This window comes from Synechococcus sp. L2F (assembly GCF_024345695.1).
Lineage (GTDB): Bacteria > Cyanobacteriota > Cyanobacteriia > PCC-6307 > Cyanobiaceae > MW101C3.
Window position 1 is genome coordinate 14142 of record NZ_JAGQBP010000003.1, and the last position, 24128, is coordinate 38269.

General features: G+C 60.3%; 19 protein-coding genes. 7 read left to right on the forward strand and 12 right to left on the reverse strand.

All coding sequences use genetic code 11. The features are described 5' to 3' along the window. Positions 1-572 precede the first annotated feature (572 nt). Complete coding sequence (gene pgmB / locus KBZ19_RS09225; protein ID WP_255100734.1) at positions 573-3446, reverse strand: beta-phosphoglucomutase; 2874 nt, start codon at positions 3444-3446, stop codon at positions 573-575. Between the two features lie 511 nt (positions 3447-3957). On the opposite strand from pgmB, the gene KBZ19_RS09230 reads away from it, so the two are divergent. Continuing rightward, positions 3958-4188, forward strand: a complete 231-nt coding sequence (locus tag KBZ19_RS09230) for a hypothetical protein (protein ID WP_255100735.1) — start codon at positions 3958-3960, stop codon at positions 4186-4188. 259 nt (positions 4189-4447) lie between these two features. Here the strand turns inward: KBZ19_RS09230 and KBZ19_RS09235 are convergent, their stop codons facing one another. From KBZ19_RS09235 to KBZ19_RS09265, 7 genes are all read right to left on the reverse strand, one after another. Beyond that, positions 4448-4864 carry a VOC family protein gene (locus KBZ19_RS09235; RefSeq protein WP_255100736.1) on the reverse strand — a complete coding sequence of 139 codons (417 nt, stop codon included), beginning with the start codon at positions 4862-4864 and terminating at the stop codon, positions 4448-4450. A 308-nt stretch (positions 4865-5172) separates the two neighbouring features. Beyond that, a complete protein-coding gene (locus KBZ19_RS09240) occupies positions 5173-5943 on the reverse strand; it encodes a hypothetical protein (RefSeq protein ID WP_255100737.1) in 771 nt (256 codons plus the stop codon). Positions 5944-6323: 380 nt separating this feature from the next. Next, entirely contained in the window at positions 6324-6899 is a 576-nt protein-coding gene (locus KBZ19_RS09245) for a hypothetical protein (protein ID WP_255100738.1), read from the reverse strand. Positions 6900-6947: 48 nt separating this feature from the next. After that, a complete protein-coding gene (locus KBZ19_RS09250) occupies positions 6948-7961 on the reverse strand; it encodes a DUF4331 family protein (protein ID WP_255100739.1) in 1014 nt (337 codons plus the stop codon). A 2800-nt stretch (positions 7962-10761) separates the two neighbouring features. Further along, a complete protein-coding gene (locus KBZ19_RS09255) occupies positions 10762-11661 on the reverse strand; it encodes a DUF4365 domain-containing protein (RefSeq protein ID WP_255100740.1) in 900 nt (299 codons plus the stop codon). Between the two features lie 60 nt (positions 11662-11721). Next, entirely contained in the window at positions 11722-12501 is a 780-nt protein-coding gene (locus KBZ19_RS09260; RefSeq protein ID WP_255100741.1) for a hypothetical protein, read from the reverse strand. A gap of 592 nt (positions 12502-13093) precedes the next feature. Then, positions 13094-13552 carry a hypothetical protein gene (locus tag KBZ19_RS09265; RefSeq protein WP_255100742.1) on the reverse strand — a complete coding sequence of 153 codons (459 nt, stop codon included), beginning with the start codon at positions 13550-13552 and terminating at the stop codon, positions 13094-13096. 22 nt (positions 13553-13574) lie between these two features. Here KBZ19_RS09265 and ruvA point away from each other — a divergent pair, with 22 nt between their 5' ends. The 6 genes from ruvA to KBZ19_RS09295 all read left to right on the forward strand — a co-directional run bounded on the left by ruvA (position 13575) and on the right by KBZ19_RS09295 (position 16375). Further along, positions 13575-14237, forward strand: coding sequence for a Holliday junction branch migration protein RuvA (gene ruvA / locus KBZ19_RS09270; protein ID WP_255100966.1), 663 nt, complete (start codon positions 13575-13577; stop codon positions 14235-14237). A 71-nt stretch (positions 14238-14308) separates the two neighbouring features. Then, positions 14309-14578 carry a 30S ribosomal protein S15 gene (gene rpsO / locus KBZ19_RS09275; RefSeq protein ID WP_094513390.1) on the forward strand — a complete coding sequence of 90 codons (270 nt, stop codon included), beginning with the start codon at positions 14309-14311 and terminating at the stop codon, positions 14576-14578. Positions 14579-14586: 8 nt separating this feature from the next. After that, positions 14587-15021, forward strand: coding sequence for a PAM68 family protein (locus KBZ19_RS09280; protein WP_255100743.1), 435 nt, complete (start codon positions 14587-14589; stop codon positions 15019-15021). A gap of 246 nt (positions 15022-15267) precedes the next feature. Beyond that, positions 15268-15516, forward strand: a complete 249-nt coding sequence (locus tag KBZ19_RS09285; protein WP_255100744.1) for a CsbD family protein — start codon at positions 15268-15270, stop codon at positions 15514-15516. 366 nt (positions 15517-15882) lie between these two features. After that, positions 15883-16029 (forward strand): lmo0937 family membrane protein, encoded by a 147-nt coding sequence (locus KBZ19_RS09290; protein WP_144037023.1) that lies wholly within the window; start codon positions 15883-15885, stop codon positions 16027-16029. A 49-nt stretch (positions 16030-16078) separates the two neighbouring features. Next, entirely contained in the window at positions 16079-16375 is a 297-nt protein-coding gene (locus tag KBZ19_RS09295; RefSeq protein ID WP_255100745.1) for a hypothetical protein, read from the forward strand. 62 nt (positions 16376-16437) lie between these two features. Here KBZ19_RS09295 and KBZ19_RS09300 read toward each other — a convergent pair whose 3' ends face one another. The 4 genes from KBZ19_RS09300 to rlmB form a co-directional block, all read right to left on the reverse strand. Then, positions 16438-19980, reverse strand: coding sequence for a DNA polymerase III subunit alpha (locus KBZ19_RS09300; RefSeq protein WP_255100746.1), 3543 nt, complete (start codon positions 19978-19980; stop codon positions 16438-16440). A gap of 93 nt (positions 19981-20073) precedes the next feature. Further along, entirely contained in the window at positions 20074-21534 is a 1461-nt protein-coding gene (gene gatA, locus KBZ19_RS09305; RefSeq protein WP_255100747.1) for an Asp-tRNA(Asn)/Glu-tRNA(Gln) amidotransferase subunit GatA, read from the reverse strand. Positions 21535-21564: 30 nt separating this feature from the next. Beyond that, positions 21565-21813, reverse strand: a complete 249-nt coding sequence (locus KBZ19_RS09310; RefSeq protein ID WP_094513405.1) for a DUF1816 domain-containing protein — start codon at positions 21811-21813, stop codon at positions 21565-21567. An 82-nt stretch (positions 21814-21895) separates the two neighbouring features. Then, positions 21896-24118 (reverse strand): 23S rRNA (guanosine(2251)-2'-O)-methyltransferase RlmB, encoded by a 2223-nt coding sequence (gene rlmB / locus KBZ19_RS09315; RefSeq protein ID WP_255100748.1) that lies wholly within the window; start codon positions 24116-24118, stop codon positions 21896-21898. Positions 24119-24128 lie beyond the last annotated feature (10 nt).

The following is a 24128-nucleotide window of genomic DNA, read 5'->3' on the forward strand; positions in this document are numbered from 1 at the left end:
GCCGGGTCATGATCTGGCTGCGGTTGGAATCAGCTCGACCCAAGCCCATCCCTGAGCAGCCTGGAGATTGGGGCAGGCGATGGTCAACAGGGCGGCCAGCTTGTTTGTCTGATCGATGTCACACCTGGATGGCAGTTGATTCACCGAAAACAAAGCCGTTCTCGCTTCTCCCTTGCGTTCAAGCCGGGGTTGTTTCGTTCAATGACCCGGACGATCCTGTTCCCCTTGCTGGTAGGCCCGTGGCAGACCCCTGTCTAGCCAGGCCGTTCACCGGCGCCGGCTGAAGGGTGTACCGAATCGGTGGCAGAAGTGCAGCACATCTGTGCGAGATGCGCGGAAGTCTGGCGCATTGCCTTGATCAGTAGAAGGCAGGGGCCTGAAGCGAAAGATGCTCAAGATCACCATGATCTGGGGATAGTGGGTGCCGCCATAGCCGCCTGGAATGGCAGTATCAGGTTGCGGTTGTCCGCAGGGATGATGGTGAGATGATGAACACATTCTTGGCTTCCTTTGTACAGTTGGCCATCCCCCACCTCACCAACAACACGTTCGTGATGAGGAGCGTGGATCGCTCACCATTGCATGCCGAGATCGCTCAGGCGAACACCATCCAGATCTGGGAGCACGATGTTGGCGGCACCAACACGCTCCTGAGGTCCGATGCCAACCGACCACATCCCTGCAGCGATGGCTGCTTCAATGCCAACGGCGGCATCTTCAATCACCACACAGTTGGCAGGAGCAAGGTTTAATTGAGCGGCAGCACATTGAAAGATGTCGGGTGCTGGCTTTGGACGTTGAACGCTGTCGCCGTCTGCGATTGCATCAATGAACGCTCCGATCCCAAGCCTGTCGATGACAGTGCGTGCATTCTTGCTGGCGGAGCCAATCGCGATTTTCATCTTTGCTTGTCTGAGCTCCTGCAAAAACTCAATGGCCCCTGGAAGCATGTCCTGGGGGGTGATGGTTTGGATGTCTTCAAGGTAGTAGCGATTTTTGCGCTCCATCATGTCCTGAAGTGCAGATTCGGAGTATTGTCGCTCGCCGATGATCTGCAGAAGCGATCCGCGTCTGGACACACCACGAAGGGCCTCATTGGCCTTGCGATCGAAGGGTAGCTTTTCCTCATCCGCTAATCTCTGCCAAGCGCGGTAATGAGATTCGGAGGTGTTCGTCAACACCCCATCCACATCGAAGATGAAGCCCTTGATGTCTGGACCTGGACCTGGACCTGGACCTTGAGTTTGAGGTGGACCTTGCGCTGGAGGTGGTGCTGGCTGTGACAGATCAAAACTGTGCCAGGTACCGCGCCATTGCAGCTTGAATCTGAGCCGCTTCCAGGTTGGCGGCAGATGGGGAATCGCCATTGGGCTGTTTCCTTTCATGTGAATACCGGCGAAGCCGAACACCACGGCTTGCCATACGCCACCTGCTGATGCCGCATGAATCCCATCTGCTGTGTTGCCGCGGCTATCTTCGAGATCAACGGTTGCTGCCTGCATGAAGTAGTGATAGGCTTCTTCTTCCTTGCCCAGCTTTGCGGCCAGGATCGAGAGAATGGCAGGGCAGAGCGACGATCCGTACGTGGTGTCCGTGCGGGGAGTGTAGTAGTTCCAGTTCTTTTCGAGAACATCAGGGTAGGAAAGGCATGTGTTGGTGTCTCGCATGAGATAGAGGAGCATCAGGACGTCAGGTTGCTTCAGTACCTGAGACTGATTGGTCATGTCCATTCCCAGAACGTCCTGCATGGAGCGATGTCGGGGCTCGTAGTCATTCAGGTGAATGTCTCGTAATTCGAAGAACTGATCAAACTGTTCAATCAGCCCGGTTTTTGTATCGTATGGGGTGTACAGCTGTGCGATGGCGGCTTGGAGCTGGCGCAGCCTGTCTGCATTGAGTTGTAGCTTTTGAGCGAGCACAGCGGCGTGGCCCGGAAACTGCTGCTGCAGCCATCCGTAAACGGAGACGGCTGTCTCCAGATTCCACTTCGCCATCCAATTGGTATAGGCGTTGTTGTTCACCTGTTCGTGGTATTCATCAGCGCCTATCACTCCATCCAGTTCAAACCGTTCCCGCTCCGGCTTCCACTCCAGCCGGCTCATCCAGAAGATGGCAGTGTCCAGAATGACTTCGGCTCCGTAGTCTCGTAGCCAGATGTCATCGCCTGTTGTCTGCCAGTAGTGCCAGGCCGCATAGGCAATATCGGCACTGATATGAATTTCGCGATCACGGCACCAAATGCGTATCGCTTTCGAGTATGGGTCGGTCTGAATGGACCATCGGGGCGTCATCTCGTCACCCGTGGCTGCACTCTCCCAGGCAAACATCGCACCGTGATAGCCACTATGGGAAGCTTTTCGCCGTGCACCACTCAGGGTGTGATAGCGGTAGGTCAGTAAGCTCTTGGCAATCTCAGGCTGCGTCAAGGTGAACAGTGGCAAGATGAAAATATCCGTATCCCAGAACACGTGTCCTCGATACCCAAATCCCGATAACGTTCTGGCCGGAACGCTGACGCGGCTGCTGTCAGCGCATTCACCTGCGATGTGCGAACAAGCGCCAATAAACAATTGGAAGATGTTGTAGCGCACGGCCACTTGTGCGTTGGTATCTCCTTCAATCTCTATATCGCTTTGCTGCCAAAACTCGTTCCATGCGTTCTGATGCGCCCTCAGCAGAACGGGATAGGCCGGCAGGTTGGCCAGTTTGGCCACAGCCGCCTGGGCGGGATGGTCCACATCTTGTGATGTGATCAAGGTGACAACTTTCTCTACGCCTACGGTTCTTCCCTTGGCCGCGAGAAAGGTGATCGCGATGGTGGGGCAATCAACAGGGCTCGTTGTTCGTATTGGTAGATCGTTGTTGATCGGTGTCATTCTGGCTGCCATGCCGAGTTCAACATGAGAACTGCGGGTGCGAACATGCAGCCAGATGGCTTGATCATTCGTTCCCCGGTCAAGCTGCTGCCAATGATCAAAGCCTTGGTTGTTGGCAAAGTCGTGAAGGCTGGTCTGAATTTCAATCGCTCCAGTGAAATCAACAGGAGTGATCTGGCAGCTCAGCCCGAATACGGGATGATCTGCCAAGCTCGCAAAGCGCTCAAAGCGAAGATCCACGGTGTTCCCCGTTGGGCTCCGCCAGCGCAGTGCACGGCTAAGGATCCCGTTGCGTAGATCCAGTGTTCGTTCGTAGTGGAGGATGGTGCCATGATCCAGTCGGAATCGATCGCCGTTGATCACGATCGCCAGTTCCAGCCAATCTGGACAATTTGCGAGCTCGGTATAGGCTCCAGGAATGTCGTCATAGACACCATGCACCAGTGTGGCTGGCATTGCATTGAAATACCCTTCTTCAAAGCTTCCCCGCGTACCCATGTACCCGTTGCCGATCGTAAATACTGTTTCTCTGGAGCGTATCTTTGCTGGATCGAAGTGATGCTCGCTCACGCTCCAGTCTGTGTATGTCAGTTCATGAGAATCACATGAAGGATGCAGTGAGCTTGTGAGTTCTGTGGAAGTCATCGGCCCTGGTTGTCTGGGGGTGTAAGCGTATGCAGCTATGGTGTCTTCGTTCAGTTAATGCCTGAAACTCAACCTTCAAGTCTGGTTGTACGTCGATGGGGTAGAGGTGATGTTGCCTTGGTTTGGGGCAGCAACCATCCCATTGCTTCGGTGTAATCCTGGACGAGTGACTTCAGCCATCCTTTTGGCTTCAGGGTCGATGCCGTGGCCCATGGGATGGTGTTGCTCCATGTCTTGAGCCAGTGCGGCTGGGGGAAGTGATCAAACGCCAGCCCGTAGCCTGTCTTCATGATGATGCGCACGACTCAGGCGTGGTCGCTGTGCGGCAGATCTGAGGTGCCGCGACCGGTCTTGAGGGGCTGAAGGTGACATGGACCCCGGAACGCCGATCCCAAGGCGTACGTAGCCCGACCGCTCTGCTGCTCTTAGCTCAGGCGTGCTTCTGCGTTGCATTGTCCATCGACTCAGGCTGGCCCGGGGCCAGGACAATGCAACGGCCTGTGCTGGGGAGCTTGGCCTGATCAACCAGAACCAGGTCACCGTTGAAGAGACCAACCCCGCCGATGGCATCACCCACCACGACCAGTGGCTCAGTACTCACCAGGGGAAGCACCAGCTCGCGGTTCAGGTCGCGGCGGACCTCAATGGAGTCGTTGGCAGGTTGTGACGTTGAGCCCATGCAGGCCAAGCTCCCCGGCGCTACTGGCTGTGCTTGAGCCGGAGGCGGTTGCAGCAGCAGGCATGAAGTGGACTGAGCACTCACGGCTTGGTGGATCGGGGCTTCTGAGTAGGGACAGCACCATCTGGCGGCGGGGTTGTTGTGCCAGTGCCCCGACCAACCAGCGGGGGGGCTTGCAAAGGGCGCTGCCAGTGATTCTGCTGCCTCGTGGCGTGGAAAACGCCTGGGAAGAACGATGAATCGCGATCTAGCTTTCCTGCGTGACGGTTAGACCAATCTCTTGGCCGTAGGACAGTTCCAGCGTATGACCGTCAGGATCTCGCAAGAATGCCCAATAGCCAATCGGATAGCCCGAATCCTTGGGCTCTTCAAGCAATAGCCCAGCCTGTCGAGCCTTGTCGCACAACATGTCCACGGCTTCCCGGCTCTTACAGCCAATACCAAGATGGGCTAGGGGAGAGAGAACTGGCTGCACAATGGTGGCTTGAATCAAAACAATCACAAACGGTCGCGTATGGTCAGACAACCAGACAACTTCAGATCCTGTTTCCCTGTCATTGCGCCGATGCACAACTTGCATGTCAGCATAGGTAGCATAGAATTCAACACTGCGTCCAATATCGGAAGCGGGTAAGGCGACGTGGGTAAGTCCAAGATCAAGCATGGTCAGCTCCTCTGGCTGTGTTAATCACAGTGTAATACTGGAAGCAATGATGGGGAAGTTGCCTTTGTCCGGCGCTGACGAATGGTTGTCTTGGGAGGCGGCGGCCTTTGGAGTGTTGGGGTGGGCTGGGATCCCAATACCCAGCAGTTTTTGATGCACCACCCCTCCGGAGAAGCCGATCTGGTGGCAGGAGGGTGTACGCGCTCACAACAGGGAGCTGCCGCATGACCACAGCCACCCACTCTCATCAGCCCTTGACCGATCAAGGGGGTCAGGTCATTGATGTTGGGCTGTCCCTTCCCTCAGTGCTAGGGCCACTCCAAGGTCAGTTCCAGCTTGCGGCTGGCTGTTGCCGAGCTCTTCCTTGAAAAGGGTTGGGCCACTGGGGCCATTGATTCGGTTTGGATCCATGCCTCCAGACTCACCAGTTGTCGCTTAGGGCTGGAGATCAGAAAGCGTTGCGGCAGGAGCCACTTGCCACTCCGGGGACGGAACCAACCTGGACCAATCGTGCGGTGAAGCGCGTCGTCATTGCCGGGATTCCCGACCATCGACACCCAACCTCCGGCGGCATCAGGAATCTGCTCCGAACGGGCAATGGAGAGACGCATGGGGCCGGCAAGATCGTTCCAGGTGAAGGCCGCAGCTGGAGGGGATGAAGGGATTCTGACAAAGCCGAATTGGTCCAGGGACACTGCTATGGGGGTTTTCAGTGTCGTCAGTTGATGACTGGATCCATCGGGCATCACCAGCACAAAGTTGTAATCTTTCTGTGGCAATATACTGATGCCTTCGTGTGCATCATTGGCGATGTAGTAATAGGGGTGGCGATCGTAATAGTTTCCTTGCCAGACCTTGAACTGCATCCTGGTTCCATTGACTTTGATCTGGAGATCTTCCCGTTCAATCACCGTGCCTTCACTGGTGGCAAGCACGGCACGAATGGTATCGCGGGAGACTCGAGTACTGCTGTTCTGTTCAAGCTCTATCGTCACGACTACGTCACTGAGATTCTTCGGCAGCTCACGGCTGGTGCGCGTGCAGCCTGCGATTGCCAGTGAAAGGGTGGAAATGGCCAAGGCTGCTCGTTGCCACATGTCAAAGATCTGTGGTTGAGGGTTGTTACCATTATCCACGCGCCCCTTGTTCCATGATGGCTAGATGCTCAGCCCATGGGTAAAACGACGTGCCGTGTTGGAAGAATCGAGGCGCCTATCTGGCAAATGGATCCCCAGCTTGACGCCTGCCGATCGACTCGTGGTGCTGGGAATGCTGCTCCATGCCATTGACCTCCGTTTGGGGGGATTGAGCCGAACGTAAACGTCACGGGCTGCTGAAGACGGTCCCGTGGGCGTAATGGCAGTTCCTTTTTGTGTGGGTGGTTGAACAAACGTCTGAAGCAGACCCCTTGGATTCAGCGGTCACGCTGCCCAACGCTTGCTGGATGGGGTTGTCGGATTCACAGTCCACAGATCTGCTGATCCGGCGGGATCAGGCCAGATGAACGGGGGACGCCGGCTTCAGAGCGCAAAGCCACGCGCAAACCGCAGCAGCAGCCGTGGGTTTCCCCGCAGGCGGATGCGGCCGGTGAGCAGGGCCAGCAGCAGGTTGCGCGGGAGGGCTCCGCGCCGCTGAACGCGAAGTGGTACGTGGCGGTGAGGTTGCGGGCCTGCCCGGGCTGAAAGGTCATCGACAACCCGTTGCGGAACCCCTCGACCGAGATCGGTGTGAGGCTGCTGCGCACCCGCTTCACCGTCTTGTGGGGGAAATGTTTCGCCACATGGGCCTCGGCATCCGAGCCCGGCACTACAGACACCGTTTCGAGCTTCTCCTGCAGCGGTTGCACCACCTCGCGCACGAAGGCCTTGCGCTCGTCATCCCTGGCCGAGCGGCTTTCGGCGAGGTTCTTCGCCCAGTCGCTGAAGCCCCCCAGGAACTCCCGGTCGTTGTGGGTGTAGCAGGCCGAGACGTTGAAGCGGCCATCGTTGCCGATCGCCATTGGGGCCCGCTCCCGGTGTTGGATGCTCTCGGGCACAACACATGCCCGCTGAGGCCTTATGGATACAGCCGTGTTGGCCTGGCGTTAGCTTGTCTTCTGATGGGGCGTGCCGATGTACGGGAACTCCTTGAGAATGTCAGTGTGCGGGCTGAGGCCGGTTGGGGGAATATCACCCTTAGAAAGGAAGGCGAGGCGATGATTGATGACGTCGTCGGTAAAGACGCGGCCGTTGGGATACGTCGCAGGCTTAGATGGATTGAAACACAGCATGTCGGGCAAAATGCGGTCGGCGTCGATCGCGGCGATGGCTTCTTCTCGGGTGTAATTGCCCGTATGCCCCATCAGGTGGACGAACTGATCCGTCCATCGCTTGCGATCGTTAACTGGCTCGCTGGCATTGTATTCCAACTTGGTGTCATCGGTGTTGAAGAAGCTGCTGACACTCGGGTGGCCGGCGCGATCAACATGAAGCAGTTTGCCGTCCTCACGCACGCTGCATCGCCCCCAGATGCGGATCTCCGGCTCGGCGTCGAGCTCGCTCGTGGGTAGCTCGATCACCATCGAGAAGACGTTGGCTTCCGTGTTTGAATCCACGCCGGTCCACGGAGACTTGCCGCCCAGGTGGGGGGCGGTGAAGTTTCTGCCGCCTGAGGTATCGAAGAGATTCTTGATGCCGTCGAAGTCGAAAAAGAAAGCGTCGCTGCGAGCACCGGCGAAGAACGTGTAGGCGCCGGACTTGATGATGTTGGGTTCGGCACCGAAGGAGACCTCGGCATCGACGATGATCTTTGTTCCAACAGCTTCAACGGAGCGGGATTCCTCGCCTTTTGCAACGAACACGGTTACGGTTTGCTTTCCTTCGTTCGGCGGCGAGAACACGTAGCTGATGGCGATGTCTGTCAGACAATCGCCATCGTTGTCGATGTTAACGCGGTAGATGGCATCGGGATGGAGCGCGTCGGCCGTCGGATTGGCATTGAGGATGATCACGGTCCTCGACGGGTCCTTGGGCGACTGGAACGCATAGAGGTCACAGAGGTCGAGGCGTTGGTCCCCGAGAGGAGGACCGAGGTTCAGTCCAGTGAAATGGTTCGACACTGCTGTTCTCCTTTGAGCCGAGGTTCACAATTATGGACCGGTTGCGGCTCCTGTGGCGGTGCGCACCGAGCCGCGCGCGCAGCCCTCAAGAAACGACAGGAGCCTTCACGGGTGCGACGAGCGCTGCGGGGGGCTGGAACGAGTGGGGTATCTGCGTCATGATCATGAATCAATACAGCGCGGGAGAGCTGCTTACAGGCGAGGACGCCGTGGTACGCCTCGTGGGTCTCCTGGGCCAAGGCGATGCACGTCGTGTGCTGCACTCCCATCTCTAGGGGGTCCCTCGCCCCTGTGGCGCCTAACGCTCAAGATCACCTGCGCACAAGTCTTTTTTGCAATCCTCATCTCTCTTCAGGATGCGTGACAGATGGATCTTGATGTTTGGCTCTCGCTTTTAAAGTTTATCAATCTCTAAAATGCGCCCAGATGTCTGTCCATCAGAGTCCAAGATGCATATGCCGCAAGGACAAGGGAAGTTCTGTGCAACCGCTCAGCGACCCAAGCACTCCCTTGCGACCCCTGCGATTTCTGCGCCCGAGCCGTTCTGTCAGCATGTTTCCAGCGCTTCTTAAGCCTTAATTGAGTTATCGAAATGGTGCAATCAGCAAAAGCACTTATAGGCATTGCCTGCGATGGCTACTTCCGTCCAAACTTGCTCTGCAACAGCAGTTGGTTTGCGATCTCGTCAATTTCCTGCTGATCCAGCAAGCATCTTCCATCCCGAATGTCGCTTTGATCCAGCATAATGTTGATCTATCTATTATTTGTGGGATTGAGAATACCTACCCAGTTCTGCCTATCAAAGTCTTTGCAAATAAAGCGCACGACACAGGTGGGAAAAGTTCTCTTTAAGTGATCAAAAAATGGTTCCAGCGGACTAGGGACATCTCTGGTGCCAAGATTTAAGTACTGCATAGCCAGGAAACTCTTGTTGACAGAAAACTAGTAACTTCCGTCCCATGTCGGAAGTGTCCGTGATGGATTGGGTCCATTGATGATAACCCCAGTACCACTTCGGATTGAACCATCAGGATAGAGATAGCGCTGATTCGTAGGGAGATTGTTTGGCGCTAGCATGCGTGAGGGATTTGGTCCTGACTGGATGACACCATACGAATTGCGAATGCTTCCGTCTGGATAGAGATATTGCGCCTTGAGGCATGGGGTACCAGCAAACGAGGTCACCGCAAAGATCGAAATAAAGCCTAAAGAATTTCGGCTCGGCATTTGATAACCTGTCTAAACTATCTTGAGTGTTATAATTTGTACGTTTCCTGTCAAGCGTCTAGTTGTAATTCGTAAAGACTAATTTTGCGGCTTGAGGAGCCTAGCGCTCCAGATCAAAAGCGGAAGTCAACCTCGGCACAGACATTATTCCTTGCTCCCGTCTTCTGCATCTGGATGTTAGACCGATTTAAGGACAGCTTTAATCATAGAGAATTCAAGAACTACAATCTGCTTGAGAGCCTATCTCTGCCTCAAATGAGCTTATGCAGACACTTACTAGATTCACAATAAATGCTGGCCCGAATCCCAGCCGCAGGTTCAGCGAGTAAACATGACTTAGGTATGATGGCTGTGTCTCGCTTAGATGCAGAGCAAAGCCATGCGTGTGAAGACCACGGCGGCCTTCATGTATATATGGACATCGCAGTATCTTGTATGCTACTGATCCATATCTAGAACGGCTGATCCAAGTGCAAAGCGCTTCAGTTGGTCGACTTGCGAAGTGGCTTATGAGATCATCGCAGATCTGGCTCAAAGTCCGATCCATTGAAATCTGTCGAGTTTGGCGCTCCTCAGGTACTGATGGAGATTTCCAATAATAGGACCGTAGAAAGCTGCATTGTTCCAATGATGGCTGATAACCTTTCTGCTTTTCACTCGCATGGGGTTCTTTGAGAATGCTTTCGCACCTAGCCCACAAGTCCGGAAGGCTAACGAGAGAAAAGACTGAGCCACCATGAGCTGCAAGAAACGTATCAAAGACGCGCCGTTTCTGTTTGCAGAACTGACCGCACTGACTGTAGCCGCTTGTATTCGCCCAGCTCAGGGAAAGAGCCTCTAGCGCAGACCAACATAGAATATTAATCTCATGCTCATGGTCCATGGGAGACAAGCCCATGATAAAGGCTAAACGCAGTTTCCAGTAATCAAAGAAGCTTTTTGGGTCCTGTAGGTGGCTCTGAGATGACATGAAAGCAGAGAATACCTTCTAAGAATGCTACACACTATTCTCGGGCTAGCATGCGACGAGGCATTCCTCAATGTTACGTTTTGCCACAGGTTCATTGCAATGGTGGTTGGGCCATATTTATGGTTTTAATAGCCCTCTTTTAAGTTCCCACAAGTTCCCACGTTGCATCATCAAGGTTAAGCATGAGGAAGCCGTTACCGCTAATGCTTTTCGCTGGGGTCTTGCCATTGATTTTTCTCGTTACGGGCAAAGCGATCGCCCGCGACTGCTCAACTTATGGCAATGATGCAGGAACAACAGCATGGATGGGATGCATCGAGGCGGTCTATATAAACCGTAGCAACAGGTTTAGGAGAACTATCTACTATACTAATAATAACACTCCGGATACTGCAATCATTGATTGCGCCTCTAATAGCGTCCACTGGCCAGATACAGGGAAAACAGGGAGATTTTCTGCTGGAACAATCTTTCGCAAAGCTTGCACTGATTATAACTGATCTAGATTCGGCCTAACGCCCAAGATCAGAAGCGGGTGGCAACCTTGGCAGAGAAAGGCACCTCTGCTCCCGTCTTCTGTATCTTGATGTTAGTTCGCGCTCATTAGTAGGCCGAAAGAGCATCATTTTCCAAAACAGAATTCTCAACCATATTCATCCCGGTCATGCTTTGTGCGAGCATCTCGAAATTATGCTCCTCTGGAGGTTGAGTACCGCGTCCTTCCGGCGTATCAAGGCCAATGATGTACTGGATCAATGCATCAACGCTCTGCCTATTGATGCAGCATTCATTGCGCGTAAGGAGCACATCGAGCCTTCGGGCACGATTTGCACGATTCTTGAGATTTGATATCACATCCTCGTTGACGTCGTGCATGCCAGCGCGAATAGCTCCAATTGTGTTTCCAATATCCCCGTAAATCTCGGAGAACTCCGCAAGCTCCTCCAAGTACTTCGGGCGAAATGCAATTCCTTCAAGTTTATCTATTCCGTCTGATAGCTTATTTTCTGGAGGAATGCGAACTATTATCGATTTTTGCTTGTCCTCACGCCACATCGGCGTCTCTCGGTCCATGACATCCTTGATGTAACGCTGAATCCAAAGGAAATAAATCTTCTGCGGTTCTGCGACGCTCACACGGAACAGGAAGAACGGGATACTGAATTTTTCCACATATGAGAGCGAGTTCTTGTCGATGCAGTAGTTGATTGTTCCCGCTCGGACCGGCTTAAGGGCCTCTTCGGTACCCTTGATCTGAATATGAAACACAGATCCAGTCGCGGCAAAAGCATCTTTGCCCTTCGCATCTTTCAAGCCCGGCGCAAAGATTTCCACTATCAGATCGATGCCATAGTCGCGTTCGGTGAGTTCTCGCACCACCCAGTGATGCGGCAAATGCGCCATGACGGCCTTGACGGCCCTGGAATCAACGATGTGTGTTTGAGTTCTCATAGAAGAAGCTAACGCTGCTCCTGAGTGGCAGGCGAGGAGTGAGCGGTGCACAGCCGATGGATCATGGGGGCCTGGCCACTCAAGGGGCTTGTTGTGCGGTAGCTGTGAGCTCTACTCAGGTATCTTTCCGTCACGCTGAAGTCTCAGAAGGTTCTTCAAGCCCGGCGTCGAATCATAGCGCGTGCTCTTTATCAATAACGGCTTGTTCGGTCTTACTCGAAAGAACTCAATCTCTCTGCCTATCGGTGCATCATTTGTTTGATGAAACCAGCCATATCTGGGGACTCGAAAATGGTAGATTCTTGCCTCATCTATATCGGCGCGCAACGGCGATATCATAACTTCACTAAACGGCCCCTCGTATCTTACGGCCATCACTGGAAATTCTTCGGATGCTCCAGGATTGCCTTCTAGTAGCATCCTCCGAATCTTCTCCTCGCTACCCTGGATGTCAACCTGATCAAAGAACTCTTGCTCAGTTACTGCGGAGCGCCATAGAACCGACAAGAAGAATAGCTTCAGTCGTGAATAGTCGAAACTGTCGACACAGTAGAATGCTGGGATCCGCATAGAGGTTGCGAGCTGCTTAGGAAAGCTGCGAAGGAAAAGTTCTTGAGCATACTTATCCCAAGGTCCAATCACCTTCTGATCACAGTCGGCGCATAACATATTTGAATCAAATATCCCGCTCTGGCACTGTTTTGGCTTCCGGTTGCTTCCAGCAGCATAGATTCTAGGCACGAGTTCGCCGGCACCAAATCCAATGCCACTATTTCGAATTGAATGGTAAAAATGTCTTGGAATGATATGAGCTTCAACGAGATTCTTCTCGGCATGGCATAGGCGGCAGGGCTTTGGCCGCCGTTCTTTCCGTCCCACTTGGTTAAGCATCTCAGCCTTAGGCCATCAAGATAGCGTCCGCACAACGCCGAATGGGCGGATCCGCATAAAACGCCCTTCAGGCCTCTTTTGCAGCATAAGCGGGGAAGCCCCTGACGCAACTTGACCAGACTCCAGTCTTGGACTGGTCTTTCTGATTCCCCTGCAGGCCCTTGTCGACTTAGCCGGGTCCGTATAACCCTGTTCAATGCGATGCAACTTGTGAGACTTCACTCCTCCCTCTGACAACCTGGAATTGTGACCCAATGGTCTTCAAGTGGCCTTGTTGGTCTGCAAACTTCTAGATATGACCTCGTCTTTCCACGCGATTGCCTGGGCGATTGTCCAGAGATGCTCATTGCCACTTGGGGTGGAGGCTCCCTATGCGGCCCGGCAATCTCCATCACATCGTGCTGAGGATGCAGGAGACCACAAACTGCCCTGCCTGGAAACTCCCGAGCCTTCGAACTCCATAATCAGCGGTTCCCAGGCGATGGCGAGGTGCACGTCTCACAGGTCCGCCAGGTAGCGGGAGCGTTGCCACGCGCACCCGATCACCGCCCTCACCGCCCGGCCAGTCAGCACCTCGCCATGCTCAGCGCGCTTACCCCTTCAGCGGCAACGGATCGGTCACCCAGCCGGGACGGTCGCCCTCTGCGCTGGGCCGCGCCAGGCGCCAGCTCTGCCCCTTCTCACCGCGCAGCAGGTACAGCTCGAAGGGGCTGTCCACTCGGTAGGGATCGTTGGCGAGCCGCCAGTCGAACTGGCCGCTGAGGTGAAGCCCCTGGCGATCGCCGATGGGGACCTTCTCCTGATGGCTGACGCGCACCCGGCTCACCTGGGGCGCTCCGGGGGGATCGAGCGCGAGCGCCGACGCGATCGAGCGCTGGGTGAGGGCGATCTGCAGCTCCAGGGCATCGAGCAGCACCTGCTGCGACGGCTGGCCCACCCCCTGGCAGCCGCTGAGCGCCAGCAGCAGCCCGAGCGCCAGGGCGATCAGGCAGGCGCCCAGCGTTGGCAGCGCAGACCGCCCACTGGCGGTGAGAAGGGAACCGGGCAGCATGGGGGCGCCTCAAGATGTGCCCATGATCGGCTGGCTGCAGGGCGCTGTGGCGGAACGGTGGCAGCAGGGACACCGCTGCGGCCTGCTGCTCTGCTGCCAGGGGGTGGGCTACGAGGTGCAGCTCACCCGCCGCCACTGGGAACGGCTGCCGGGTGAAGGCGCCGTGCTCACCCTGCATATCCATCAGTCGATCCGCGAAGACGGCTGGACCCTGTTCGGTTTCGGCGGGCGGCAGGAGCGGGACCTGTTCCGCTTGCTGGTGGCGGTCAGCGGCGTGGGCCCCCAGCTGGCGCTGGCCCTGCTGGGCGCCCATCCGCCCGAGGAACTGGTGCGCGCGATCGTTCAGGCCGATCTGCGCAAGCTCTGCCAGGCGCCGGGCGTGGGCAAGCGCACCGCCGAGCGCCTGGCGGTGGAGCTGCGCGGCAAGCTGGCCGAGACCGACGGCGGGGCGGCCGCGCTGGCTGGCGGGGCCTTCGGCCTCGATGACGCCGGCGTTGACGGCGGCACCACCCCCCTGGCCGCCACCCGCGACGAGGTGCAGATCACGCTGGAGGCGCTCGGCTACGCGCCGCTGGAGATCAACCGGGCCCTGCACGCCGTGGGACGCGGCGGCCTGGAGCCGGCCGAAGGCCCCGACGCCTGGCTGCGCGAAAGCCTGCGCTGGCTGGCCCAGCAGGCCGCCTGACTCCCTCCGGCCCAGGGGGCGCCCACGGGGCGGTAAGTTGTCTGTTTGCACCGTCAGGGCCCGACGCCGGCATGCCGCTCGACACCACCAAGAAACAGGAACTGATCAACAGCCACCAAACCCACGGCACCGATACCGGTTCCGTCGAGGTGCAGGTGGCGATGCTGAGCGAGCGTGTCTCCCAGCTCACCGGTCACCTGCAACAGAACAAGCACGATTTCTCCTCCCGCCAGGGTCTGCTGAAGATGATCGGGCGCCGCAAGCGCCTGCTCGGCTATCTCCGCGCCCAGAGCGAAGACCGCTACGCCCAGCTGATCGCCAAGCTCGGCATCCGGGGCTGAGCGGATCCATGGCGGCCAAGCGCAAGCCCCGCCCGAAGGCCTCCGGTCTTGCCCCCTCTGCCACGGCGGGAGCGGGCAAATCTGGCGGCGACGCTGCCGCCAAGGCCAGTGGGGCGAAAGTGATTCCGCCTGCTGTGGCCAACCGCATGGCACGCCGCATCGCCCTGGCCACGGGGGTTCCCTCCGTGCTGGGCATGTCCGCGTTCGTGGTCAGCTACCTGCTGGTGAGCCGCAACATCTACGACGTCCCCCCGGTGCTCACCCTCGCGGTTTCCGGTGGCCTGTTCCTGCTGGGTGTGCTGGGGCTCAGCTATGGCGTGCTCTCGGCCAGCTGGGAAGAAGCGGCCGGCAGCCTGCTGGGCTTCGAGCAGATCGGTGTGAACATCAGCCGCGTGCGTGCCTCCATCCGGGCGATGCGCCAGGGCAGCAACGCGCCCGGCTGACTCACCGCCACTTCAGCAGTGCTCCTGAAAGTGCTGCAGATCTGCCCTGGAATGAATCCATGCTGGCCCGTTCATGGTGCGTTCGTGGCCGCTTGGGGGAGCGCTGGCTAGCTGTTGGGGGTGCCCATGCAGACCTAGCCAATGAAACGAATGGATCGGAGGTTCCCGATTTCCCTGATTCTCGCCGTGGTCGTGATGATCGCCTCTTGCGTGTTTCAGCCCCCTGCAATGGCCTCGACCAGCTTCGTGACCACCACCCCCTTTGCCGCCAGAATCATGTCCAAAGATCTCTCCGCCTCCGCCAAGCAAGCGGAAGGCCGGCTTGAAGCTGCCCACGGCGAACTCACCGGTGACACCGGCGAAAAGCTCAAAGGGCAGGCCAAACAGGTGCAGGCTGCAGCGATGCAGGCCGGCTCCGACCTCAAACAGAGCGTGAAGTCGACCGCTAACAAGGTGAGCGATGCCACCTCCAAGGCCGCCGACAAGATCAACTGACCAGGACCAAGCGCTCACCGTCCTGATGCTCCCAGGTTGATGGGCAGCATTCACCCTGTGGCCTCCCGGCAGGATTGAAGCAGGGTGTGCTCCGCTCCGCCTGATGGTTGTGCGGGGTTTCCCTTGAAGCACTGCCACTGCGAAACACTGCCACTGCGAAACACTTCCACTGAGGCTTTTGCATGGAACAGTGGTTCTCGCGTGGCGCGTTGAAGCACCGGGTCTATTCTTCCGCCCGCCCGATCAAGGCGTCCTTCCATGTCGCCTGACCAGGCGCACGGATTCAAGGAACATGCCTCCCTTTCGCTCGTTTTTGCCAGCTTTTATCGACGTTAACGACAATTGAGTTGTTCAGGAGAACCTCCCATGCTGGAAACCGTGGCCGTCGTGCTGCTTGTGTTGTGGCTGCTGGGTCTTGTCAGTTCGTTCACCCTGGGTGGGTTGATTCATCTGTTTCTCGTTGTGGCTGTTGTCATTCTTGTGCTGCGGCTGCTTCAACGGACGAGAGTCTGATCGCACCCCGATCCCTTGTTGCAAGGCGGATCCCATTGCTTCTGGCCCCATGACCCGTCTGCTTGCACCCTTCAGGCTTCAGCTGGCCTTGGCATTGGCTTTGCCTGTCGTGGTGCCGGCGCTGCCGGCGGCAGTTAGGGCGCAGAGCCTCAATGCTCGCAATCTGGCCATGCACTTCTGCCAGCTTGCCGTGAGCGATGAAGTGCGGCGTTCGGGTCAGAACGTGCCGGAAGGCTTGACGCAATCCACCTGCCAATGTTTTCTCAGGCAGTTTGATTTCAACAGCAATCTCAAGGCGGCTGAACGCACCTGCCGGCAGGAAACGCTGCGCAGATACGGGCTCTGATGGCGCCCGCGCCACTGCTCCATCTGAGCAATCCAGAGGGGCCCATCGGCATCAGCCAGGCCTCAGGCCAGCTGCAGGGGTGAGTGCAGCCGGGCGGTGAAGGCGGCGGCGTGGAGGGTGTCCACGGCGGCCACGCCATCGCGTACGCAGAACTGGTGGCCGAAGCGCACGTAGCGGGTCTGGTCGTGCAGCTTCACCAGTGCCACCACCGGCACCCGCACCCCCGCTTCATCTTGCTCCGGTCGGTGCCGCACCAGGCACTCGCGCAGCTGATGCTGCACGGCGATGTCGGCGGCCTGCTCGGCCTCCAGTTCCACCAGCAGCAGCTGCAGATCATCGATGGCGCGGCAATCGTCCACGATCAGCTGCACCCGGTCGTCGCGGCGATCCACCGACGCCCAGATCAGCAGCCGTGCATCCACCATCAGGTGATCGCAGAGCCGGGCGAAGGTTTTGGGAAACACCACCGCTTCGGCGGTGCCGGTGAGGTCTTCGATCTGCAGCACCGCCATGCGATCACCTTTGCGGGTGGTGACATTGCGGATCTCCGGCACCATCGCCACCACACTCACGCGCGCCTTGTCGGCCTGCTCCTCGAGCGTGGCCAGGCCGATCGGTGAGAGCAGCCGGATCGGCTGCGCGAGCTGCCGCAGCGGGTGATCGGAGAGATAGAAGCCCACCAGTTCCTTCTCCAGCCGCAACTTTTCCTTCGGCGGATAGTCGGCCACAGGGGCAGCTTTCGGCGCCATGCTGTGATCAGCGCCCCCAGCGCCGCCGCCTGCTTTGCCGCCGCCATCGGCGGGTGGGGCGGCGAACAGATCGAACAGGTTGCCCTGGCCGCTGGCGCGGTCGCGGGCGCGTGAGCCTGCCCAATCCAGCACCAGATCGAGATCAGCCATCAGCTGAGCGCGGTTGGCGTTGGGCTCCAGCGCATCGAGGGCGCCGCAGTGGATCAGCGATTCGAGTGCCCGCCTGTTCATCAGGTTGGTGGGGATGCGATCGCAGAGATCCGCGAGCGAGGCAAAGGGCCCATCCGCCTGGCGGGCCTCCAGCAGCTGACGGATGGCGCCATCGCCGAGATTGCGCACCGCCGAGAGCCCGAACAGGATGCGATCGCCGGTGGGGGTGAAGTCGATGCCCGAGGCATTCACATCGGGCGGCATCACCTCGATGCCCATCGATTGGCAGTTGGCGATGTAACGCTGCACCTTGTCGGTGCTGCTGGCGTTGACGGTGAGCAGGGCGGCCATGTAGGCCACCGGGTAATGCGCTTTGAGATAGGCGGTTTGATACGTCACCGCCCCGTAGGCGGTGGAATGGCTCTTGTTGAAGCAGTATTCAGCGAACAGCACCATCTGCTCGAACAGCTTTTCCGCCACCGCACTGTTCACGCCGCGGGCCGTGGCCCCCTCCACGAACTGGCTGCTGTGCTTCTGCATCTCCGACACCTTCTTCTTGCCCATGGCGCGCCGCAGCAGATCCGCTTCCCCCAGCGAATAGCCGGCCAGATCCTGCGCGATGCGCATGATCTGCTCCTGATACACCATGATCCCGTAGGTTTCCTTCAGGATCGGCTCCAGGGCCGGGCAGGCGAAGTCGATCGCTTCGCGGCCGTGCTTGCGGTTGATGAATTTGGGGATCAGGCCGGCATCCAGCGGGCCGGGGCGGTAGAGCGCCAGGATCGAGGAGATGTCTTCCAGGGAAGAGGGTTTGAGATCGCGCACGATCTGACGCATGCCGCTCGATTCCAGCTGAAAGATGCCTTCCAGATCACCGCGGGCCAGCAGCTCATAGGTGCCGGGGTCATTGGCCGGCAGGGCATCGGGGTCGATGCGTTCACCGCTGCCCCGCTCCACCAGATCCACCGTCTTTTCGATCATGGTGAGGTTCTTGAGGCCGAGGAAGTCCATCTTCAGCAGCCCCATCGCCTCCACGTCTTCCATGAAGTACTGGGTGATCACCTGGCCGTCGTTGTTGCGCTGCAGCGGCACCAGCGAATCAAGCGGTTCGGCGGCGATCACCACACCGGCGGCATGCACACCGAAGGTTTTGTTGGTGCCTTCGATGCGGCGGGCCATGTCCACCCAGCGGCGCACATTGGCGTCGTTTTCATACTTTTCGCGGAACTCCGGCGCCGGTGACTCCGGCCCGATCATCTCGGCGAGCTTGGCCGGTTTGCCCCTCACCACCGGAATCAACTTGGCCAGCCGGTCGGCGTCGCCGTAGGGGATGTCGAGCACGCGCGCCACATCCTTCAGCACCGCCTTGGAGGTCATGCGGTTGAAGGTGATGATCTGTGCCACCTTGTCGTCGCCATAGCGCCGGGTGACGTACTCGATCACCTCGCCGCGCCGCTCGATGCAGAAGTCGGTGTCGATGTCCGGCATCGACTTGCGCTCGGGGTTGAGGAAGCGCTCGAACAGCAAGCCGTGTTCCACCGGATCGAGCGCCGTGATGCCAAGCGCATAGGCCACCAGCGAGCCGGCCGCCGAGCCCCGGCCCGGACCCACCGGGATGCCCTGCTCACGGGCGTAGCGGATGTAATCCCACACCACCAGGAAGTAGGTGGGGAAGCCCATCTGCTCCATCACCTGCAGCTCGAAAGCCAGCCGCTCGCCATAGAGCGCCGTGAACGGCTCGGCGGCCGAGAGCCCCAGCCGCTGACGCAGCCCCTGCTCACTCACCTCGCGCAGATAGCTCACTGCCGTGTGGCCATCGGGGATCGGGAAGCACGGCATCTGTTGGCGGCCGAGGATGTCGTAGGCCTCCACCTTCTCGGCCACCACGGCGGTGTTGGCGATGGCGCGGGCCACCACGGCGGCATCGAGATGATCGGCGAACAGGCGGCCCATTTCCGCCTCGCTCTTGATGTATTCGGTGCCGGTGTACCGCAGGCGCTTTTCGTCGGTGACCAGCTTGCCGGTGAGCACGCAGAGCAGGGCGTCGTGCGCTTCCACGTCACCGCTGGTGAGGTAGTGGGCGTCGTTGGTGGCGATCAGCTCGATGCCGAGTTCGGCGGCGATGCGCACGATCTCCACATTCACGATCCGGTCTTCCGGGGAGCCGTGATCCTGGATTTCCAGGTAGAAATCCTCCCCGAACAGCTCCTGATACCAACGGGCCACATCCCGCGCCACATCCGGGCGGCCGCGCAGAATCGCCTGGGGGATCTCACCGCCGAGGCAGGCGGTGGCCACAATCAGGCCTTCGCTGTACTGCTGCAGCAATTGTTTGTCGATGCAGGCGCGCGCAAAGATGCCCCGGCCACGCATGCCGCGCAGGTGGCTGATGCTGGTGAGCTTCACCAGGTTGCGGTAGCCGGTGTCGTTCTTGGCGAGCACCACCAGGTGGTAGCGGCGTTCTTTCTTCGGCTGCGGATCCTCGATCGAGCCGTTGATCACATACATCTCATTGCCGATGATCGGCTTGATGCCGGCCTTGCGGCACAGCTTCAGCAGTTCGATCGCGCCATACATCACGCCGTGGTCGGTGAGGGCGAGGGCCGGCATGCCCAGCTCCACCGCGCGCTCCACCATCTGCGGCAACTGGCTGGCCCCGTCCAGCAGGCTGTAGTCGCTGTGGTTGTGGAGCGGAACGAAAGCCAAGGGCGTGCGGTGGCTGAACCACTACGGGGTGTGCTTACCCTACGGGCACACCACTAGATCTGGCGTTCAGTTCCCTTTTCAGGCATCGCCGGCTCAGGCCACCAGGGCCGCCTCAGGACGGCTGTCCATCACCCGCGCCGCCTGTTCGTAGTGGTGAGCCACCTGCAGCAGGCGCGGCTCCTCCAGCACGCCGGTGATCAGCTGCAGACCGATCGGCAGGCCGTCGGCGTTGAAGCCGCAGGGCAAGGAGATCGCCGGCAGGCCCGCCATGTTGGCCGGAATCGTGAGCAGGTCGGCCAGGTACATCGCCAACGGGTCGTCGGCGTGGGCGCCGAAGCGGAAGGCGGTGGTGGGTGAGGTGGGGGTGAGCAGCACGTCCACCTGGCCGAAGGCGGCGTCGAAGTCGCGGCGGATCAGGGTGCGCACCTGCTGGGCCTTCTTGTAAAAGGCATCCACGTAGCCGGCGGAGAGGGCGTAGGTGCCGATCAGGATGCGGCGCTGCACCTCGTCGCCGAAGCCCTCGGCGCGGCTGCGGGCGGTCATCTCCGCCAGGCTGCCGGCCTGCTCGGAACGGAAGCCGTACTTCACACCGTCGTAGCGGGCCAGGTTCGCCGACGCCTCCGACGGGGCGATCACGTAATAGGTGGCGATGCCGTCGTTGAAGCGGGGGCAGCTCACCTCCACCAGCTCGCAGCCGAGGGCCTCCAGCTGGGCGGCGGCCGCCAGCACCGACGCCTTCACCTGGGGATCCAGCCCCTCCTGTTCAAAGCATTCGCGTACGAGACCCACGCGCAGACCGGCGATGGGTTGCCGCAGCGCGGCCCGGTAATCCGGCACGGGGGCCTGCAGGCAGGTGCCATCGCGGGGGTCGGCGCCGGCGATCACCTGCAGCAGCTCGGCGGCATCGGCCACGCTGGTGCTGAACGGACCCACCTGGTCGAGCGAGCTGGCGAAGGCCACCAGCCCCCAGCGGCTCACCCGGCCGTAGGTGGGCTTGAGCCCCACCACGCCGCAGAAGGCGGCGGGCTGGCGGATCGAGCCGCCGGTGTCGGAGCCGAGGGCCGCCATCGCTTCACCGGCGGCCACAGCCGCAGCGCTGCCGCCGGAGCTGCCGCCCGGCACCCGTTCGGGGTCCCAGGGGTTGCGGCTCGGGCCGAAGGCGGAGGTTTCGGTCGAGCTGCCCATGGCGAACTCGTCGAGGTTCGTTTTGCCCAGCAACACCGCGCCGGCCTGCCACAGCCGCTCGGTGACGGTGGATTCGTAGGGCGGCACGAAGTGCTCCAGCATGCGGCTGGAGCAGGTGGTGGCGATGCCCTTGGTGCAGAGGTTGTCCTTGATCGCCAGGGGGATGCCGGCCAGCGGCGGCAGCGTCTCACCGGCGGCACGGGCGGCGTCGATGCGATCGGCATCGGCGCGGGCCCGATCCGCCGTCACCTCCAGGTAGGCATGCACGGTGGGATCCACCGCGTCGATGCGGGCCAGGTGGTGATCGGTGAGCTCACGGGCAGACACATCTCCGCTCTGCAGCCGCTCACGCCATTCGGCGATCCCCATCCCAAGCCCATCGTTGCTGGTGGGACGCTATCAGCCGGGCTCCTGGACGTCGGTGAGGGGTTCGCCCCGGTGGGTGCGGAGGATTTCATGGCTCAGCCCGCCGGGCGCCTCTGCCTGAAGATCGGCGAGAAAGTGCTCCAGCTCCACTTCCAGCTCCTGGCGCCGCATGAACGGGCCGAACCAATAGATGACGTTGGGATCGTGGGTTTCCACCCGCGCCCACCATGCCATCCCCAGACCGTTCGCCAGGCTGCGCAAAGGCCGGATCAGGGCGTCCATTCAGGCTTTTCGTACCGACCCATTGTGCCCTCGCATGGGGCCGTCCATAGCCGTTTTTCCCGAATGGTGTGCACCGTCGGACTCAGAGCTGGATGTCCCCCTGAAAGCCCGTGGGGCTGGCCGGCGAGAGCTCCAGGGTGAGTTCCAGAGGCGCTGAGGGAGCTGCCGGGGGTGCCGTGCCAGCGGCCGCCTCGCTGGTGCTCTCAGGCGACGGGGGAGCGGCGGACTCCGTTGCTTCTGCTTGCCCCACCGGTTCCGGTTCGACGCCGGTGTGGAACTCCTCAGCAGCCGCTGCCTCCTCCTCCAGCTCCTCATCCAGGAGCCTCTCCCCGCTCGCGGAACGTTCCCGATCGGCGAGCGCCTCTGCATCGGCTGTGAAGTCCCCATCCGCGAGCTGCTCGGCAACGGCGCGCTGCTCTTCAACGACGAGAACGTCCGCATCAACCAACAGCTCTTCAACCACAAGGCCCCCCCCCTCAACGGCGAGCAGCTCCTCAGCAGCGACGAGGAGCTCCTCCGCAACGGCCAGCAGCCCAGCAACAGGCTGCTCCTCTTCAAGGGCCAGCCGCTCCTCATCGGCCGAAAACACAGCGTCCGGGTCGTCAGCAACGGCTGCCGAATGGTCAACCGCCGCTGCGGCCTCTGCACCTACGTTGGCTGCCGCTGGCGCGGCTGCGCTGGTGCTGGCTGCCGCCTTGCTCGGCAGCTGCGGACGCACGATGCGTGGAGCCGGGGCATTGCCGGTGATCGCCTGCATCCAGCCGCGGCGGGCTACCTCATAGAGCAGCAGGGCCGTGGCCACCGAGGCGTTCAGGCTGGGCGTGGCGCCCCGCAGCGGAATGCGGATGAGCTGGTCGCAGTGCTTGCGGGTGAGCATCGAAAGCCCCTGGCTCTCCGAGCCGGTGACCACCACCAGCGGGCCGTCGAGATCGGCTTCCGTGAGGCTTACCGTGCCTTCTTCAGCCAGGCCCACCACCCGGTAGCCCTCCTCCTTGAGCTGTTCCAGCGAGCGGTTCAGGTTCACCACCCGGGCCACGGGCAGGTGCTCCAGGGCGCCGGCGGCCACCTTGGCCACCGAGCCGGTGAGGCCCGCATTGCGGCGCTGAGGCAGCACCAGGCCATGGGCGCCAAGGGCTTCGGCGCTGCGCACGATCGCGCCGAGGTTGTGGGGATCGGTGAGTCCGTCCACCGCCATCAGCAGGGGCGGTTCGCCGATGCCGCGGCAACCGTCGATCAAGGTGCCGAGATCGAGGGTCTCGGCGGCAGCGACCTGCAGCACGATCCCCTGGTGCACCGCTCCACCGGTGAGCTGGCCGAGGCGGGCCCAGGTGACCTCCTCCACCAGCACCCCACCGGCCTTGGCTTCGCGCAGCAGCTGCAGGAAGCGGGGAGCGAAGCGCAGCTCAGGGGTGCACCAGATGCGGTGAATCGGCCGGTCGCTCTCCAGGGCGGCCTGGGCGGGATGGCGTCCCCAGATCAGATCATCGGCCGGTTCGGCGCCGAAGCGTTCCGATTCGCCCGTTGCTGGCGGCTCGCTGGCACCACGGTCGACGAACAACCCGCCGGAAGCGCCGGGGCCATCAGGCCGGGGGGCGGAGAAGGGGGGCTTGCGGAAGGGCGGCCGGCCCGTGGGGCGGCCGCCGAAGGAAGGACGGCCGCCGAAAGAGGGACGGCCACCAAAGGAGGGACGACCTTCCGGCCTGCGATCGCCGAAGCGGCGCTCACTGAACGGGCGGGCGCCCGAGGGCCGATCGCCGCCAGGGCGGTCGCTGGAGGGGCGATCGCCGGCTGGGCGGTCCACGGAGGGCCGATCACCTGCAGGCCGCTCCCCACCGGGCCGCTCGCCAAAGCGCCGCTCACCCCCGGCGCGATCTTCCGTGCCACGACGGGGGCCGAAGCGGGCACCACCACCAAAGCGGGCGCCGCCACCAGCGCCACCGAAGCGCGCACCGCCGCCGGCACCACTGCCGCCGCCGAACCGTGCACCACCGCCACCGAAGCGGGCGCCGCCGCCCTCGGCCGGTGCCGCTCCAGCTTCCGGCCGGCGACCGGCGGGACGTGAGCTGATCACCCGGGCCGGGCGGCCTTCGCCGGCGGGGCGCTGGACGCGCTCGCGGCGCTGCTTGCGCCATTCCTCACCGCCCCGGTCGGGGGCTTCGCGACCGCCACGCTCCGGCGCCGGACCGCGGCGCTCAGGCCGCCCTTCGCCCGGACGGGCCGGCCGTGCGCCGCGCGGCCCGGTGCCGGGCCGATCGCTGCCCCCGCCTGCGCCATTGGGCCGGCGGCGCTCGAAACGTTGGTTCATGGGTACGGAG

Excerpts from the sequence above, each read along its gene's own strand:
- KBZ19_RS09260 (WP_255100741.1), bottom strand. The coding sequence starts at position 12,501 with ATGCTTAACCAAGTGGGACGGAAAGAACGGCGGCCAAAGCCCTGCCGC.
- gatA (WP_255100747.1), bottom strand. The coding sequence starts at position 21,534 with ATGGGGATCGCCGAATGGCGTGAGCGGCTGCAGAGCGGAGATGTGTCT.
- KBZ19_RS09235 (WP_255100736.1), bottom strand. The coding sequence starts at position 4,864 with ATGCTTGATCTTGGACTTACCCACGTCGCCTTACCCGCTTCCGATATT.
- KBZ19_RS09265 (WP_255100742.1), bottom strand. The coding sequence starts at position 13,552 with ATGCTGCCCGGTTCCCTTCTCACCGCCAGTGGGCGGTCTGCGCTGCCA.
- ruvA (WP_255100966.1), top strand. The coding sequence starts at position 13,575 with ATGATCGGCTGGCTGCAGGGCGCTGTGGCGGAACGGTGGCAGCAGGGA.
- KBZ19_RS09310 (WP_094513405.1), bottom strand. The coding sequence starts at position 21,813 with ATGGACGCCCTGATCCGGCCTTTGCGCAGCCTGGCGAACGGTCTGGGG.
- KBZ19_RS09295 (WP_255100745.1), top strand. The coding sequence starts at position 16,079 with ATGACCCGTCTGCTTGCACCCTTCAGGCTTCAGCTGGCCTTGGCATTG.
- rlmB (WP_255100748.1), bottom strand. The coding sequence starts at position 24,118 with ATGAACCAACGTTTCGAGCGCCGCCGGCCCAATGGCGCAGGCGGGGGC.
- rpsO (WP_094513390.1), top strand. The coding sequence starts at position 14,309 with ATGCCGCTCGACACCACCAAGAAACAGGAACTGATCAACAGCCACCAA.
- KBZ19_RS09280 (WP_255100743.1), top strand. The coding sequence starts at position 14,587 with ATGGCGGCCAAGCGCAAGCCCCGCCCGAAGGCCTCCGGTCTTGCCCCC.
- KBZ19_RS09290 (WP_144037023.1), top strand. The coding sequence starts at position 15,883 with ATGCTGGAAACCGTGGCCGTCGTGCTGCTTGTGTTGTGGCTGCTGGGT.